Origin of the sequence: Streptomyces sp. NPDC006385 (genome assembly GCF_040612485.1) — a bacterium.
Taxonomy (GTDB): Bacteria; Actinomycetota; Actinomycetes; order Streptomycetales; family Streptomycetaceae; genus Streptomyces.
This window is the reverse complement of the sequence record NZ_JBEXQG010000039.1, coordinates 28413-43319: the sequence shown is the minus strand read 5'-3', so window position 1 is coordinate 43319 and position 14907 is coordinate 28413. Positions and strand designations below refer to the sequence as shown.

18 protein-coding genes and 1 pseudogene are annotated in these 14907 nt (G+C 71.5%); 15 read left to right on the top strand and 4 right to left on the bottom strand.

Annotated features, from left to right (window positions below; genetic code table 11):
• Positions 1–57: 57 nt before the first annotated feature.
• The gene (gene murF, locus ABZ078_RS26670) at positions 58–1419 is read left to right on the top strand and encodes a UDP-N-acetylmuramoyl-tripeptide--D-alanyl-D-alanine ligase (RefSeq protein ID WP_356579177.1); all 1362 of its coding nucleotides are present in this window, start codon (positions 58–60) and stop codon (positions 1417–1419) included.
• 15 nt (positions 1420–1434) lie between these two features.
• On the opposite strand, the gene ABZ078_RS26665 is transcribed toward murF, so the two are convergent.
• Together ABZ078_RS26665 and ABZ078_RS26660 are read right to left on the bottom strand one after the other, a co-directional pair.
• Complete coding sequence (locus ABZ078_RS26665) at positions 1435–2565, bottom strand: peptidoglycan bridge formation glycyltransferase FemA/FemB family protein (RefSeq protein ID WP_356579175.1); 1131 nt, start codon at positions 2563–2565, stop codon at positions 1435–1437.
• 94 nt (positions 2566–2659) lie between these two features.
• The gene (locus tag ABZ078_RS26660; protein WP_356579173.1) at positions 2660–3328 is read right to left on the bottom strand and encodes an arylamine N-acetyltransferase; all 669 of its coding nucleotides are present in this window, start codon (positions 3326–3328) and stop codon (positions 2660–2662) included.
• A 521-nt stretch (positions 3329–3849) separates the two neighbouring features.
• Between ABZ078_RS26660 and ABZ078_RS26655 the strand changes: the two are divergent.
• The 9 genes and pseudogenes from ABZ078_RS26655 (at position 3850) to ABZ078_RS26615 (ending at position 9642) form a co-directional block, all read left to right on the top strand.
• Positions 3850–4274: pseudogene (locus ABZ078_RS26655) on the top strand (hypothetical protein).
• A complete protein-coding gene (locus ABZ078_RS26650; protein ID WP_356579171.1) occupies positions 4271–5116 on the top strand; it encodes a relaxase/mobilization nuclease in 846 nt (281 codons plus the stop codon). The pseudogene ABZ078_RS26655 and the gene ABZ078_RS26650 overlap by 4 nt, the downstream one beginning before the upstream one ends.
• Before the next feature lie 13 nt (positions 5117–5129).
• Positions 5130–5825 carry a hypothetical protein gene (locus ABZ078_RS26645; protein WP_356579169.1) on the top strand — a complete coding sequence of 232 codons (696 nt, stop codon included), beginning with the start codon at positions 5130–5132 and terminating at the stop codon, positions 5823–5825.
• 23 nt (positions 5826–5848) lie between these two features.
• Positions 5849–6607, top strand: coding sequence for a hypothetical protein (locus tag ABZ078_RS26640; RefSeq protein ID WP_356579167.1), 759 nt, complete (start codon positions 5849–5851; stop codon positions 6605–6607).
• The gene (locus ABZ078_RS26635) at positions 6604–6984 is read left to right on the top strand and encodes a hypothetical protein (protein ID WP_356579165.1); all 381 of its coding nucleotides are present in this window, start codon (positions 6604–6606) and stop codon (positions 6982–6984) included. The genes ABZ078_RS26640 and ABZ078_RS26635 overlap by 4 nt, the downstream gene beginning before the upstream one ends.
• A 279-nt stretch (positions 6985–7263) precedes the next feature.
• On the top strand, positions 7264–7647 hold the full coding sequence (locus tag ABZ078_RS26630) for a hypothetical protein (protein ID WP_356579163.1): 384 nt from the start codon (positions 7264–7266) through the stop codon (positions 7645–7647).
• Positions 7644–8447: a DUF317 domain-containing protein gene (locus ABZ078_RS26625; protein WP_356579161.1), complete on the top strand. Its 804-nt coding sequence runs from the start codon at positions 7644–7646 to the stop codon at positions 8445–8447. Before ABZ078_RS26630 ends, ABZ078_RS26625 begins: the two co-directional genes overlap by 4 nt.
• Positions 8448–8473: 26 nt before the next feature.
• A complete protein-coding gene (locus ABZ078_RS26620; protein ID WP_356579159.1) occupies positions 8474–8830 on the top strand; it encodes a hypothetical protein in 357 nt (118 codons plus the stop codon).
• Positions 8821–9642: a DUF317 domain-containing protein gene (locus tag ABZ078_RS26615; RefSeq protein WP_356579157.1), complete on the top strand. Its 822-nt coding sequence runs from the start codon at positions 8821–8823 to the stop codon at positions 9640–9642. Before ABZ078_RS26620 ends, ABZ078_RS26615 begins: the two co-directional genes overlap by 10 nt.
• 22 nt (positions 9643–9664) lie before the next feature.
• Here ABZ078_RS26615 and ABZ078_RS26610 read toward each other — a convergent pair whose 3' ends face one another.
• Together ABZ078_RS26610 and ABZ078_RS26605 are read right to left on the bottom strand one after the other, a co-directional pair.
• The gene (locus tag ABZ078_RS26610) at positions 9665–9880 is read right to left on the bottom strand and encodes a hypothetical protein (protein WP_356579155.1); all 216 of its coding nucleotides are present in this window, start codon (positions 9878–9880) and stop codon (positions 9665–9667) included.
• Positions 9877–10083: a hypothetical protein gene (locus ABZ078_RS26605; protein WP_356579153.1), complete on the bottom strand. Its 207-nt coding sequence runs from the start codon at positions 10081–10083 to the stop codon at positions 9877–9879. The genes ABZ078_RS26610 and ABZ078_RS26605 overlap by 4 nt, the downstream gene beginning before the upstream one ends.
• Before the next feature lie 225 nt (positions 10084–10308).
• Here ABZ078_RS26605 and ABZ078_RS26600 point away from each other — a divergent pair, with 225 nt between their 5' ends.
• The 5 genes from ABZ078_RS26600 (at position 10309) to ABZ078_RS26580 (ending at position 14898) form a co-directional block, all read left to right on the top strand.
• Positions 10309–11067 (top strand): DUF317 domain-containing protein, encoded by a 759-nt coding sequence (locus ABZ078_RS26600; protein WP_356579152.1) that lies wholly within the window; start codon positions 10309–10311, stop codon positions 11065–11067.
• A 38-nt stretch (positions 11068–11105) separates the two neighbouring features.
• Entirely contained in the window at positions 11106–12899 is a 1794-nt protein-coding gene (locus ABZ078_RS26595; protein WP_356579150.1) for a TraM recognition domain-containing protein, read from the top strand.
• A gap of 59 nt (positions 12900–12958) precedes the next feature.
• Positions 12959–13384 (top strand): hypothetical protein, encoded by a 426-nt coding sequence (locus tag ABZ078_RS26590; protein ID WP_356579148.1) that lies wholly within the window; start codon positions 12959–12961, stop codon positions 13382–13384.
• 270 nt (positions 13385–13654) lie between these two features.
• Positions 13655–14425 carry a hypothetical protein gene (locus ABZ078_RS26585; RefSeq protein WP_356579146.1) on the top strand — a complete coding sequence of 257 codons (771 nt, stop codon included), beginning with the start codon at positions 13655–13657 and terminating at the stop codon, positions 14423–14425.
• Positions 14422–14898, top strand: a complete 477-nt coding sequence (locus tag ABZ078_RS26580; protein WP_356579144.1) for a hypothetical protein — start codon at positions 14422–14424, stop codon at positions 14896–14898. Before ABZ078_RS26585 ends, ABZ078_RS26580 begins: the two co-directional genes overlap by 4 nt.
• The last annotated feature ends 9 nt before the right edge of the window (positions 14899–14907 follow it).

Genomic DNA, 14907 nt, shown 5'->3' with positions numbered 1-14907 from the left:
CCGGCGTATCGAAAACCGCATACGCGCCGGCAACACCCCGCCGCCTTCACTAAAGCCATGACTCAGAGCCAGCCATCCCTCGCCCCGCTCCCCCTCTCCCTCGCCGAGATCGCCACGCTCGTCGGCGGCCGGGTCACGGGTGACGCGACCGTCACAGTGAGTGCGCCGGCCGTACTCGACAGCCGGCACGGCGAACCGGGCGGCCTCTTCGTCGCCATGGCCGGTGAGCGCGTCGACGGCCATGACTACGCCGACCGCACCCGTGCGACCGCCGTGCTCGGCTCGCGGCCGACACCGCTCCCCACCGTCGTCGTCGACGACGTACCGGCCGCACTGCAGACACTCGCCGCCCACGCCGTGGCCCGGCTGCGCGAGCGGCTGACCGTCGTCGCGGTGACGGGCTCGCAGGGCAAGACCAGCACCAAGGACCTGCTGTCCGTGGTCCTTTCGGGCGCCGGGCCGACCGTCGCCACACACGGTTCGTACAACAACGAACTCGGCGTGCCCCTGACCATGCTGCGCGCCGACGCGCACACCCGCTTCCTCGCCCTCGAAATGGGCGCCCGCCACCTCGGCGACATAGCCCGCCTCACCGGCCTGGTCGCACCCGACATCGCGGTCGTACTCAACGTCGGCCAGGCCCACATCGGGGAGTTCGGCTCGCGCGCGGCCATCGCACGGACCAAGGGCGAACTCGTGCGCGGCCTCGCACCCGACGGCACCGCCGTCCTCAACGCCGACGACCCCCGCGTCGTCGCGATGCGCGCGCTGACCGACGGGCCGGTCCTGACCTTCGGCCGCGCCGAACACGCCGACATGCGTGTCCAGGACCTGGTCCTCGACCGCCTGGGCCGGGCGACCTTCACGCTGCGCACCTCCGGCGCCTCGGCCCGTGTCGCGCTGCCGCTCGTGGGCGCCCACCAGGCACTCAACGCGGCGGCCGCCGCCGCGGCGGGACTCGCGGCCGGCATCCCCCTGGTCACCTCGGCAGTGGCCCTCAGCACCGCCTCACTGTCCAGGTGGCGCCTGGAGCTCCGCACCCTGGCCAGCGGCGCGACCCTGCTCAACGACTCCTACAACGCCAACCCCGACTCCACCCGAGCCGCCCTGGACACGCTCGCAGCCATCGCAGGCCGCCGCCGTATCGCCGTACTCGGCGCGATGCTCGAACTCGGCGCCGACAGCGAGGCCGAACACCGAGCAGTGGGCGAATACGCGGCCGCGCGCGCCGACCTGGTGGCCGTCGTCGGCGGAACCGCCCGTCCCATCGCCGACGCCGCGGGAAAGCGGGCGATCGCACTCACCGACAACCAAGCGGCCGTCGACTGGCTGCGCGAGCACCTCACCGACGGCGACATCGTCCTCGTCAAAGCATCGCGCGGCGCCCGCCTCGACGAGGTGGCCGCCGCACTCGGGTAACCGCGCAGCGCGGGCTCAGCGCCCACGCCGCCGCATGTACAGGTCGAACGCGCGGTAAACCAGCGGTCGCAGCGGCAGATCCCACTCCCCGACGTACCGCACCGCCCGCCCCCCGGTGCCGACCTTGAACCGGATCAGGCCCACATGCGGATCAGCGGCATCGAGCGTCGGCGTGACGCCCCGCAGGTCGTACACGTCGCAGCCCGCCGCCAAGGCGTCACGGATCATCGCCCACTGGCACGCGTTGGAACCCCTCACCTCACGCTTGGCCGTCGACGAGGCGCCGTACACATACCAGGCGTGCGCGCCGACCCGCACCAGGATCGTGGCGGCCACCAACTCGCCCTCGTGGCGCGCAAGATAGAGCGCGATCCGCCCGGGATCCTCGGCACTCAACTCCGCGAACATTGTCTCGAAGTACGCCGGCGGCCGCGGCCTGAATCCGTCGCGCGCGGCGGTGTGCACGTAGAGCTCGTGGAACGCCGCGAGGTCCGACGCGCCACCGACCGTGACCTCGACCCCCGCCTTCGCGGCCTTCTTGATGTTGCGGCGCCACTGCTGGTTCATGCCCTTCAGGACGTCGTCCTCGGACCGTCCCGCCAGCGGCAACTCGTACGTGAACTGCGGCTGCCCGGCACCGAACCCGTCCTCCGGGCTCTGCGGCAGCCAGCCGGCCGCCCGGAGCCGTCGGCTCACCTCGGCACCGACCGGATCGGCATACCCGTCGGGAAGTCCGGTGAGCCGCCGCACCCCCGGATCGGCCACGCCCTCCTTGACCTGCGCCGCATCCCAGGTGTGCGTCCGCACCGGCGGGCACAGCCGGATCGCGAACGCGCCGCGGGCCTTGAGATATGCCGCCAGCGGGTCGAGCCACGCACCGATGTCCCCGGACCAGTCGATGTCAGGACCCCACGGCAGATACGCAAGCGTGAACCGCGACAGCCCCGGCACCGGCCGGTGAAGGACAAGCCCCGCCCCCACAAGCCGCCCCCCGTCGAACCATCCGAGCGACTCACTGCGCCACTCCGTCTTCACCCGCCCCCACGCCGGGGTCTGCACAAAGTTCACCGACCGCCGCGCCCGCACGCAGGCCAGGTGCTCGGCGTCGCTGATCGGCGCGACGGTCAGCGTCACAGGGAGGGACATGGGTGCTGGTTCGCGGTATGACATGACGCCAGTCAAGTCGGCCCTGCGTTGCCGGCGCGTATCCGCTTTTCGATACGCCGACGATATGCGCCTCTCAGGCGCTCCGCGCCTGCCACAGATCGTGCTGCTCACCGGCCCGGCGCGACAGCCGCGCGCCCCCGTCAGGAGTGAGGTCGTCCAGCGGTACGGGGAATCGGTTCGCGAGGACGTCGGCGAACCTCCCGATGTCGCGGATCGGCTCGGGCGCCGCGCTACCGGCGCCGAGTTCGCGCAGGGTGCGCAACGCGAGCATAAAGTTACGCCCGTCGACGCGCCGGGCAGCGATCAGCTTGGCCACGTACGTCGAATCGGGCACGGTGGACAGCTCGTGCGAGCGCGCGGTGAAGTCGGCGATGTCGCGCGGCCGCAGCCGGAAGTCGTAGAAGGCGATCGAACCGCCGGGCGCGTCGTGGAAGCGCCAGGTGCCGGGACCGAGGCGTTCGAGGCGGTAGGTCAGGCCGTCCTGGACGTGGCCACCCGCGCGCAGCTGCAGCGGTTCGAGGAAGCCGTCTCCGATACCCGCGTCGGCGAGGAAGCGGGCACCGCCGACGTCGACGAGCAGCGCGGTGTGGTTGCCCCACATCGCCTCGCCCGCGCCACGCGCAGCACGCCGGCCTTCACCGTCGTCACCGCGAACCCAGCGAGCCCCAGCAGTAGGGCCAGGACGCACGTCCAGCACCTCCTGACCGCACTCACGGTCCAGATCGAGGGGCTGAGCCTTCAAGAACCCGCCGCCACTCCTATCGGCCTCGCCCACCGACGGCGTTCCAGCAGTACCTCGACGCACGCGGCCTGCCCCGGCCCCTGTGGTGGCGCAAAGGAAAATGATCCCAGATCTCAAGATCCCCGGCAGAGTCGCCTCACGGAAGCCCCCTGCGCCTGACCCCACACCGTCACCTATCGTTCCAGCTGACGTAGCCCCCCCCGCCGACGTGATCTCAGTCACGCAGCCGTGCAGGACAAAGGGACAACATGCCTCGCTGCAACGCGACACAACGGGAACTCTCGACCCTCACGTAAGGCGACATGACCTGCGTGGGACACGGCATCTGCCGACACAAGCGATGCAGAGGGCAGCGACGTGCTCGAACTCCTCGACGCAGCGACCGAGGCGGACCGCGGGACGGAGAACCCGTTCCGCTGACGGAGGCGGAACATAGCCGGGAAACGCCGGTTAGCCAAACCGGCGTTCCTCCGGACCATTGTTCCTCCCACCCCGCCCACCGATTGCGTGGAAGGAACAGCATGTCCCAGCCCTCGCCCACGTCGGCCTTCGCGCCCACGCCCGACCCGCTCACCCCCGGGCGGGACATCACCCACGCCCACTTCCAGGCCGGTGACACCGTCGTCGTCCTGAAGGGGGTGGCCGGCGGTGAACTGTGGGGAGACGCGATGCGTGTCGTCGCCCCGTCCTGGCACACCCCGACCGACGAGGACGGATGGCGGCTGCGGGATGCGACCGGCGGAGCCCAGTCCTACGTCACCGCCCACCCCCGCTACCTCGTGCACCTCTCACGCCGCTGCCCGGACTGCCTGATCTACCTGCGAGCCATGGAGGATGCTCTCCTGCCGCGGTACGCCGACCGCAACGAGCTGATCGACTGGGCTGGTACACCACCACCGCCCTGGGCCAGCTCGTGCACATCGCCGACGTCCGGGGCGGCCGGTGATCCCCCGCCTCCTTGAGCGGACCCACACCCCGCACGACCCGCTCACCGAGGCGCTGGGGCGGCCCCTCTCGCCGAACGAGGGCCTGACGGAGTACACGGTCGTCGCCCACTGGCCGGGCCTGGATTACTTCACCCTCGACGACGAGCAGAGGACCTGGACGTCCATCCAGTGGGCCGAGCACCTCGAAGATGCTCGCCTGGAGCATCCGTTCGCCGTCAGCCCGGACGATCGCCGGCGGCCGATCCTCCATCTCGACGTCCGGCTTCACCCCGACGACCGGGAACTGACCGGCCCCGAGTGGGCTGAAATCGCCCACCGGCTCGCGCGGGCCGCCGGTGTCGAGATTCCCAGCAAGGAGCACGGCTGCCGTTGGATCGCCGTTCAGGCCCAGCCCGGACGCCTCGACCTGATCGCCAACCTGATCCACCTCGACGGCGCGTGGACGGCCCCGCCCGCAGACGCCCTGCGGCGCCTTGTGGACGAGGCACGCCGCATCGAGCGGGACCTCCACCTGATCCCCGTACGCACCGGACCCGCTGCGCGGCCCGCCATCCGTACGGCGCCCACGGCATCGGCCCAGCTTGCGAGAGTCCTCACGCAGCTCGCCGACGAGCAGGCCGGCCCGCTGGCCACGGTCCGCGGACTCATAGAGCACGCCGCGCACCGGATCGCCCGCCAACCGGGAGCCGCCGGCACCGGCACGGCGCACGGCCTGGAGCTGATCGCCCGCCGCCTCCACGCCATCCAGCAGGACCTGGACAGCACCGCCGCTCACCTGGTCCAGCCCCGGGGCGCCGCAGTACCGCCCGCCTCCCGGCATACCGCCCACCGATCGCCGTAGGAGAAACGTCTCTTTGCCCCGTACCGACCGCTTCCTGGACATCCGCCGCGACCCGGACTCCGACGAACTCCTCGCCCGCGGCGGCGACTCCGAAGCCCACAGCGTCCTGCAGCGCGCGGGTTTCATCGCCGTCGTCCGCGTCCACGAGACCTACCACCGCGCCCCCACCGGCCTCACCCAGGACAACGAGAACCGCCTCGCCGCCGACGCCGTCGCACGTCTTCGGGCCATCGGATACCACGTCGACTGCGACAAGGACTTCGACACCGACGCCCGTCCGGCCAGTTACCTGCCGCTGGGCTCCTCCGTCGCCCACCTCGCCGAGCGGATCCGCGAGGCCGCCACCACCGACGAGGCGGCCGACGCGCTGACCGAGCTGACCGCCGCCCACGACGGCATCCTCACCGCGCTGGAAGAAGTCCTCACCGCCACCGCCGACTTCCACGACGGACTCGGCCAGGCGCCCGACCCCTACACCGCCCGGCGGCTGCGCGACCTCGCCGACGAGCACCTCCGCGTCATCCGCACCGACCTCGCCCACACCCGCAACAGGCTCGCCGACCGGCACGCCCCGCACCCCGGCCGCAGCACCTGCACCGGGGAGGTGCCCGCCACCGAACGCGAGCGCTCCGCCGCGTGCGCCTGCCCGCCCCCACCAAGCACGCTCCCGGCCCCGCCGCCCCCGGTCGCCGCCGGACTGCGCCGCTGACCCCCACCTCACCCAAGGACACCATGCACGACCACGACACCTCCGAGCGCCTCGCCTCGTACGCCGACGTCCTCGCCGGCGAACTCCCCGACACCTGGACCAGCACTCACCTCCCGCCGGACGCCAAGGACGACCTCGCCGAACTCGCCGACCGCATCCGGGACCTGGACCTGGTCGCCGCCTCCCTCGCCGAGCACCCGCTCCAGCAGGCCGCCGTCCTCAGCCGCCCCGACGGCGCCCAGCTCGTCCTTGTGGACCGGCACGACGAACGCGACGGATTCCTCATCGCCGCCGTCGCCCCCCGCGCCCTGCCCGACGAGGCGTACCGCGCCGTCCCCGAGCCCAACGGCATCGCCCTGGCGGACGACCCGTTCCTCGGCGCCGAGGAAGTCGCCGGCGACCTGCTCGCCCGCTACGACAGCGCGCTCGCCCAGGTCCGGCACAATGCCCTGGGCGGCATCCAGCCCTCCCAGCCGGACCGGATCGTCCTGACCTGGCAGCAGGACGGCAGCGTCGCCACCGCACCCGTCGACGACCGTGCCGGCGCGATCCTCGTGGCCAACGGCTTCGTCCAGGACCCGCAGAGCGGCGTCTACCGCCTCATCGGCGACGACACCCAGGCTCAGGCGCGCGCCCTGCGCGAGATCGGCCCGCAGCTCGACGCGCTCGGCATCGGCACCGCCCTCCAGCACCCCGCAGGCCGCACCACGCCCGCCTCCGCCCCGGCCCCCATGCCGCCATCCCCGGCCGGCACCCGTACGCCAGCCACCAGGGCTCGATGAAGCAGCCGGAGCCCGACTTCTGGGCACGGGGCCGCCCGGACGCCGACATCCCCACCGGCGCCCCCGCCAAGCTCCACGGCCTGCCGGAACAGCTCGGCCTCGAACGCCACGAACACCCCACCGCCGCGCCGCTGTACATCTGGCACACCGTGCCCGAACACCTCGGTGCCGACGAGCAGAAGCGCCTGGCCACCCGCGCCATCCCCGACCTGCTCCTGGCCGGATACGAGGTCAACTGCACGCCCGACGTCTTCGACGAAGCCGCCTACCGGCAGGCCGTGCACGACATCCGCGCCCGCGCAGCCCGTCCCGCCGCGCCGCATCCGGCACCGACCGGCTCCCCCTCACGTCCCGCGCCTGCCCGCCGCACCCCGTAAGTCTGCCCGGGCGGCCCCGGCACCCCGCTGGGGCCGCCCACCGCAACGCTCGATCCCCGGAGAAACCCGTAGCACCACGCACACCCCCACCCATCGGCCACCGGCTCAAGCCCCGACTCGCGACCGCCCTGTTCCGCCGCTACCTGCGCGCCTGCATCCCGACCGGCCCCGACCGCGCGCCTCCCCGCTGGCCGGAGCCCGCCCGGAGGCTGTCCTCGCCGAGACGCAGTGCGTCGGGCACCGCCACCACCACTGACCGTCCCCCTGCCCTGGAGGAGCATGTCCCACCCCGCCCCTTACCCGGTGAGACTGGCCGACGAGATCACCCGCCAGCTCGGACAGCTCGCCGACCACCTCTCTCAGCTCCCCGCTCCCCAGGCCGCGCAGGTCATCGCCCGCGTCCTCGACCCGGACGCCGGAGTCATCGGTGGCGTCACCCACCTTGTCGCCACAGGCAGCGTGTTCGCCAAGGACCAGGCCGAACGAGGCGCCCTCCCGGCGGAGGTGTGGCTCGCCCTGGGCCGCGCCTCGAACCAACTGCACGACATCGCCCTCGACCTGGACGAACAGAAGGACACCCTGCAAGACGTCGGCACCCAGCCCGCCACCACCGTGGCGAGGCCCCCGGCGCCCGCACCGCTCGTCGTCCGGCGGCACCGGTGAAGAGGAAGCAATGGCAGGGCTGGGGATCAGGCGAGCAGGCCGAGCAGCACTATCTCGTCCAGCCCCGTGCCCTCGCCGGCGGCGGCGACATCCGGCACGTCTCAGAGTTCCTGCGCGTCTCGGGATGGCGGGACAAGTCCAAGACGGGCGGCCCGCTGCTCCTGGAGAGCGCCGACCGCACCGTCCGTGTCGCCTACGACCCCTACGTCCTGCCCGGCGGGTGGACCATCCACGGCAGAGCAGACGGCCTCAACGGCGAGTGGGCGGCGCACCTGGGCCGGCAGACCCCGGTGGAGATCGTCGCCGGTATGACCGACGCCCTCACCCAACCCCGCTCCGCCCACGCCCCCAACGTCTGGGCACCGTTGGAGGAGCAGAACTGGCACGCGCGTTTCGAGGGCGAGCACTACACCGCGACCAGCCCCGACCGCACCACGTGGATGCAGTACCACCACAGCCCCGACGGCACGGCGATGTGGTGGACCGGAGCGAGGGACAAGCAGGGAAACGGCTGGACGGCCAACTTCACGCCGAACACCCCGATGCACCTGGTGCAAGCCTTCTCGACCGAACTCGCCCACCCGGATCCCGTGATGCGCCCGCGTGGGCGCGTCCCGCACAGCGCACAGATCCGCACCTGGTCGGTCTCCGTCACGCCCTCCCAGCTCAGGGCGTGGCAACGGGCCCGGATCACGGCCGCCCGCGCCGCCACCTGGGCCCGCAACAGCGCCCGACGTCCACGGCCACACACCACCGCCCGTCCCCATACCCCCGCCGGCGCCGCCCGGACCCGCCGCTGACCCGCCGCCCCGACCCGAGGAGCCCGATGCCCGCACTCACCCCAGACACCATTCACACCGCGACCGAGACCTTGTCGGACCTGACCGACTACCTGCGCGAAAACCCCGACCCCGTGGAGGCCCTCGCCCTCGTCGAGCCCCTTCTCGACGAGTACACGGGCCTGCCCGTTCAGCTCGCCGACACCCTGCGCGCCCTCGCCCGTGCCCTGCAGGAGGCCCCGAACGTCCCGCGCACCGCGCAGGTCGACCTCCTGATCACCGAGTTGCGCACCGCGGCGTGGGAACAGGCCGACCAGCACGCCCTCCACTACGTCCTGGACGATCTCCGCGACCTGTACGGCAGTGCCGACGCGAACGGGCAGGGGGACGGCCGGTGCCGCTGAGCGAACGGCAGCTCGCCGCGTTCGCTGACAAGCATGCCTGGCAGATCCCCTTCGACACCATCCCCCGCCACCTCGCCGGCCCCGGAGACGCCCGCCACGTCACCCACGGCCTGGCCGCCGCCGGATGGAGCGCGCTCTCCGACCCCCTGAGTGCCGAGATCGTCCTGCGCAGCCCCGACCGTCGCCACCGCCTCCAGTTCGACCCGCAGTCCCACACCTCCGCGTGGTGGCGGCTGCGGGCCGAGCCCACCGACACCGAGCCCGGCTGGTACGCCGAGTTCGGCGAACTGGTGCCCGCCGAGGCCCTCGCCGGCTTCACGGGCGCCCTCATCGTCCGCCCGCCCCAGCAGGCGGACCCGTGGCAACCGGTGACCTCGGCGGGGTGGCACCGCGACTCAGACGGCACAGCCCGCTCGCCAGACTCCATGTGCCATATCGAACTGCGTCCGTTGAGCGAATTCAGCGACCGGCCGTCCTGGCACGTCGAGACCCGTGAACCGGGCCACGGACAGTTCCCCGGCCCGCGCATCTGGCACGCCTACTTCGACGAGCGCACCCCCGCCCACCTCGTCGAATCGTTCCTCGCCGCACTGGCCGACCGCAGCCCGCTCCAGCGCGGCATGTACGACCGCACCGGCCACCACAGCGCCGAGCAAACGCCCAGCCGACTACGCCCACAGCAGGTGGTCGACGCCCACACCGCGCGCCTCAAGTCCCTGCACGCCCGGGCACGCTCCGCCCGCCGACAGCAGACAAAATCCGCCACGCCCCCGGCGAAGACCGGCCCAGCCCAGCCGGCCACTCGCCGCTGAACCGACAGGACCCCTCCTCATCTCAACCGACCACCACGCACACCGCGACTTCCTCCGTCACCTCGACGACTACCTCAGCGACAGCAAGAAGATCCTCGATGCCTGGGATGCCTACTCCGACGAGCACACAGACCTCGACGGCTGGCCCTACGACGACCACGCCTACGGCAAGCGCGCGAGCCAACGCGACGCCGACACTGCTGTGGCGTTCGAGTCGCTCCGCTACGGCGCCCGTCACCTGCTGGCCACCGCCGAGATACAGCTGACCCAGCTGCCGGAGAACACAGTGCAGAGCCGCTGGTCTACCAGTTGGGTGTTCTGCACGCCGCCCTCGACCGGCTCGACGAACTGCACCAGCAGTGGCTGACCACCTGAGACGCCCTTCCCGCCACCGCCAGGCCCGGCACCGCCGACTTCGACGACGCCCTCGCCGAGTATCACGCCGAATCGTGGAGCTACCTCGACGACTGGGCCACCCACGGCAAGGCACTCCGGGAAATCAACTCCGCCGCCCGCAAGGCCCGTTCACCTCTGGCCCCCATACCGATCCCCGCACTCGTCCGGCGGCGTGCGGGACGGAAGTGATCATGCCCTCGAACCCCGAGACCGTCGAGGTCGACTTCATCGCCACCGTCACCGACACCCTCACCGACCGGAGGTGACGGCATGGCGAACGACATCGAAGTGACGCTGGTCGCACCCCGTTACCTCGCCGGTCCCGGCGACCCAGCCTGGATCACCGTCCCACTCCACAACGCCTGCGGCTGGATTATTGCCGAGGAACCGCTGATGCCACGGGTCATTCTGACCAGCCCCGACCGGCAGGCAGAACTGCGCCTCGACCCCGCTCCGGATGACCCGTGGTGGCGCCTGTATCACGCTGCTGCCGCTGACCACCCGGCCTGGTATGCGAGTTTCGGGGCGCGCACCCCGGTGGAACTTGTCGCTGCCGTCCTCAATGCGCTCACCGCCCCCGCTGCATCGCAAGGGGTCGCCTCAGACCCCTTGGAGCCTGCGCGGCAGGCCGGATGGGCCTGGTCGCCCAACGCCTGTATCTCGCCCGACGGCATCGCCGAGATCGAGTGCTTCACCGATCACGGCGCCAATAGCTGGTTCATCACAGCCGCTCTCAGCGGTGACCCAGAGAACCAGCTCTGGCAGGCACATTTCGACGGCAACACCCCTGACTATCTGGTCACCGCCTTCACCCGGGCCCTCGCCGACCCATCCCCGTTGATCCGCGATCCGATGCGCCTGCCGCCCCGCGCCCGCCAGCGCACACACCTTCGAACCGAGCAACTGCCCGCTGAATCGGTCGCCTTCGCGTTGGAGCACCGCACGACCGCCCTTTCCCAGCGTCGCGCCCCGTCGCCAGCGCCGCCGCCGGCCCCGCCACAGGCGCCTCAGCCGCGCCGGGCCCGCTGACCGATCCCCCCCGACTCTCCCTTTTTGGAACTGCCCTCTTGCCCCAACCCTCCTCCAACTCCACCGACGGCTACGATATTGCGTTCAAGATCCTTCTAGGGGTCCTCGCCGTCGCCGTCCCCCTGTCCAACCTCGCCTGGCTCGGCGGACAGCTCACCTCCTGGGCCACCGATTCCGGGCCCAGCGCCCCCTACCAGCCCGTTCAAGCCCTCCTGAACCCCGACCAGCTGTGGCCCGGCCTGGGAGAAACGTCCCTCCTGGTCGGCACGCGCCTCCTGCCCGGCGCCGCGCTGCTCGCTGTCGGTATCACCGCCACCGTGCTCTACCGGCGGCAGAAAGGCGGCAGCAGCGGACGCAAGAAGCGCATCGACGGCATGGCCAAAAAGACGGACATCGAGCCCCTGTTGTCCAAGGCCATCACCGCCAAGGCCCGCTCATTGCGCCCGAGTCTGAAGGGCGCCAAGCACATCGACGCCAAGGACACCGGCATCCTCCTGGGAAACCTGCAGGGCGCCCGGCACGAGGTGCGCATGGGGTACGAGGACGTCGCCGTCGCGATCATGGCGCCACGTTCCGGCAAGACCACGAGCTTGGCGATCCCCTCCATCCTCAACGCTCCCGGCCCCGTCCTCCTTACATCGAACAAGGCGGCAGGCGACGCCTATACCGCGACGCTCGACGCGCGGGCGGCCGTTGGCCGGACCTGGTCAATGGACCCGCAGCAGATCGCCCACGCCGAGCGCACCATGTGGTGGAACCCCCTCGCGGACGCCAAGACCCTCGACGGTGCCGGACGGCTCGCCGGGCACTTCCTGGCCGCCTCGGTCGACGCCTCGCAGCAGGGCGACTTCTGGTCGAAGGCCGGATCCAACATCCTGAGCCAGTTGTTCCTGGCCGCCGCCCTGGACGAGCGGCCCATCACCGATGTGATGCAGTGGCTCGCCTTCCCCGCAGACCGCACCCCGCTGGACATCCTGCGCGACCACGGCTTCAGCGCGGTCGCCGCCCAGCTCAAGGGGACCGTCGAAGGACCGCCGGAAACACGGGACGGCATCTACGAGACCGCACGGCAGTACGCCGCCGCCCTCCTCAACAGCGAGATCGCCGCCTGGGTGACCCCGCAGCAGAATGTGGAGGAGTTCAAGCCGAGCGAATTCGTCACCTCGACGGACACCTTGTACTTGCTGTCGAAGGACGGCGGCGGCGGCGCCTCCGCGCTGATCGCTGCGTGCGCGGACTCGGTGATGCGGGCCGCGACCGCCCAGGCCGAGCGCGCCGGTGGACGGCTGGACCCGCCGATGCTGGCGATCCTCGACGAGGCCGCCAACGTGTGCAAGATCAGCGACTTGCCGGACCTGTATTCCCACCTCGGGTCACGCGGCATCATCCCGATCACGATCCTGCAGTCCTACCGCCAGGGCCAGAAGGTCTGGGGAGACGCCGGCATGGACGCCATGTGGTCCGCCTCGACCGTGAAGGTCATCGGCAGCGGCATCGACGACCCCGACTTCGCCGACAAGCTCAGCCGCTTGATCGGCGACCACGACGTCGAGACCACCTCGACCTCGCACTCGGAGTCGGGGAAGTCGACCTCCGTGTCGATGCGGCAGGAGCGGATCCTGCCCGCCGACGCCATCCGGGCCCTGCCCAAGGGCACCGCGCTCTGCTTCGCCACCGGCATGCGCGCCGCCATGCTCGGCCTGCGCCCCTGGTACGCGGAGCCCGGCGCCGACGAGCTGTCCGCCGCCTCCGCCCGCGCCTCGAAGGCCATCACCGCCCGCGCCATCGCCAAGCACGCACCCCAGCAGAGCGACTACGGCACAGCCGCCTAGCCAGGCTGCCCCGCACCCCTCTATCGCGCTCACCACCCCGCTGACTTCCGCGGAGCACCATGGCCCTCATCGACCATTGCGATGTCTTCATCGGCTCGACCGGCGACGGATGGACCTTCGTCGTCCTCAACCGCCCTATCCCCCATGCCGCCCGCATCCTGACCGAGGCGGGGTTCACCGCCCGCGAGCACCAGGGCCGCACCCTCTACCTCCTGCCGCCCAAGACCGCCCAGGACGCGCACGAACGCGCCGGCGTCGCGACCTACGGGCTGCTCGCCCACACCCTGGACCTCGCCGACCTCGCCTGGACCACGCGCCATCACGGCACAAGCGCGGCTCCCCAGCCCGACGTGAGCATCCGCTTCACCGACCCACGCGGTCACCGCGACCGCGGCCACGGACCAGGCCGCCGCCATCCTCGCCCAGCACGGCTTCACGCCCACGGGAGCGAAGCGGCAGTACGCGCTGCCACCTGGACTCGGTGAAGGCGACGCACTCAGCGCCGTTGTCGGCACCGAGGCTCACCTCTACGCCCACGGCATCAGCGTGCGCATCGACCTCGGCATCGCCACCCTGCAGGACATCCCACCAGCACCGTCACGCCCCGGCGCCGCGCCCTCTGCGCCGGCCACCACCCCGGTCAAGCGGCGCAGCCGCTGACCACTGTCCCTCTCACCCGGAGCAGCACCATCCGCCAGATCGACCTGAAGACCGAAAACGCCCACCTACGGCAACTCGGCAGCGACTTCAAGGACTTGCACAGCAAGATCCGCTCCCTCACCCTGACCCCCGGCACCGACGCCCGGCAGCAGCTCACGTCGAAGATCGTGGCCACGAACGGGCTGGTCCACCGGGCCATGGAACGCCTCGCCGCCCTCGACGGCAGCCAGTACACCGCCGTACCCGGCAGCCGCCCGTCCCTGGAGGCGCTCGCCTCCGTCGTCCTTGCCGCCAGCCTCGCCGCATCCGACCTGGCCTCGGCGCTTGAGGCCAACCCCCTGGAAGGCGCGGCGTTCCCCGGCCCGCCGGCCGATGAAGCAGCCGTACGCAAGGCACGGCACGCCGAGGCGGCCCCCACCATGGCGGAGCACCTCACGGACGCCGCCCACCAGCTCGACCTGGCCCACACCGGCTGCTACTACCTGGCCACCGGCATCAACCGGGACTTGAAGCGGCACGCCGAACAGAACCAGGCGACACCGGCACTGAAGATCACCGACAGCCAGCACGCCGTCCTCACCCGACTGTCCACAGGCGGCGGCACCCGTTTCGTGATCAGCCGATACGGCCTGCTCAAGGCCATGGACAAGGACCTGGCCACCGTGAACGTCGCCACCCTCAACGCCCTGATCAAGCGAGGATTCGTCGCGGTGGACACCACGACGTCCCTGCACCAGGGCCAGCGCCTCCTTGTCACCGCCGAAGGCCACCGTGCCCGCGCCCAGCACAAGCCCACCACGGCCCCCGCCCGAGCAGCGGCCGTGGCACCTCCTGCAACAAAGCAGGCCACGGGACGCGCGCGATGACCGGCACGCCCCCACCCAGCCCGCCGTCTCGTTCCCCGGGGTACAGCGACACCCGGCCCTCCGCTCCTGGCGAACTGCCGTTCTCCACGTCCCAACTGTCCGCCCTCGCGCGTCCGCTGACCTGGCAGCAACGCGCCGCCCTCCGCGTCCTCGCCCGTACGCCGAGCCGGATCAGGCAGCGCGACAACGGCTCGCTCTACGTGGACACCCACTCCTCGACTCACATCGCGATCACCACCTGGCGGGCCCTGGAACGCAAGGGCCTGGCCCACCGCGACCATGCCGCCCACCCCGCGTCCCTCATCGGGCAGCGCCTGGCACTGACCCGCAAGGGCCTGGCCGTCCTGAACCACCTCGCCCGCGCCACCTTCCCGTCCTCGGCGACCCAGCTCTGGCCGCCCGCTCCGCCACCGCAGTACACCTCGCTCCCCAGCGCCCAAGGCGCCCGCCCACCCCACGCCCCTCGCCGCTGACTGCCCCGC

Coding starts and splice junctions, on each gene's coding strand:
- murF (WP_356579177.1), top strand. CDS start 58: ATGACTCAGAGCCAGCCATCCCTCGCCCCGCTCCCCCTCTCCCTCGCC.
- ABZ078_RS26600 (WP_356579152.1), top strand. CDS start 10,309: ATGGCGAACGACATCGAAGTGACGCTGGTCGCACCCCGTTACCTCGCC.
- ABZ078_RS26635 (WP_356579165.1), top strand. CDS start 6,604: ATGAAGCAGCCGGAGCCCGACTTCTGGGCACGGGGCCGCCCGGACGCC.
- ABZ078_RS26620 (WP_356579159.1), top strand. CDS start 8,474: ATGCCCGCACTCACCCCAGACACCATTCACACCGCGACCGAGACCTTG.
- ABZ078_RS26630 (WP_356579163.1), top strand. CDS start 7,264: ATGTCCCACCCCGCCCCTTACCCGGTGAGACTGGCCGACGAGATCACC.
- ABZ078_RS26640 (WP_356579167.1), top strand. CDS start 5,849: ATGCACGACCACGACACCTCCGAGCGCCTCGCCTCGTACGCCGACGTC.
- ABZ078_RS26665 (WP_356579175.1), bottom strand. CDS start 2,565: ATGTCCCTCCCTGTGACGCTGACCGTCGCGCCGATCAGCGACGCCGAG.
- ABZ078_RS26590 (WP_356579148.1), top strand. CDS start 12,959: ATGGCCCTCATCGACCATTGCGATGTCTTCATCGGCTCGACCGGCGAC.
- ABZ078_RS26580 (WP_356579144.1), top strand. CDS start 14,422: ATGACCGGCACGCCCCCACCCAGCCCGCCGTCTCGTTCCCCGGGGTAC.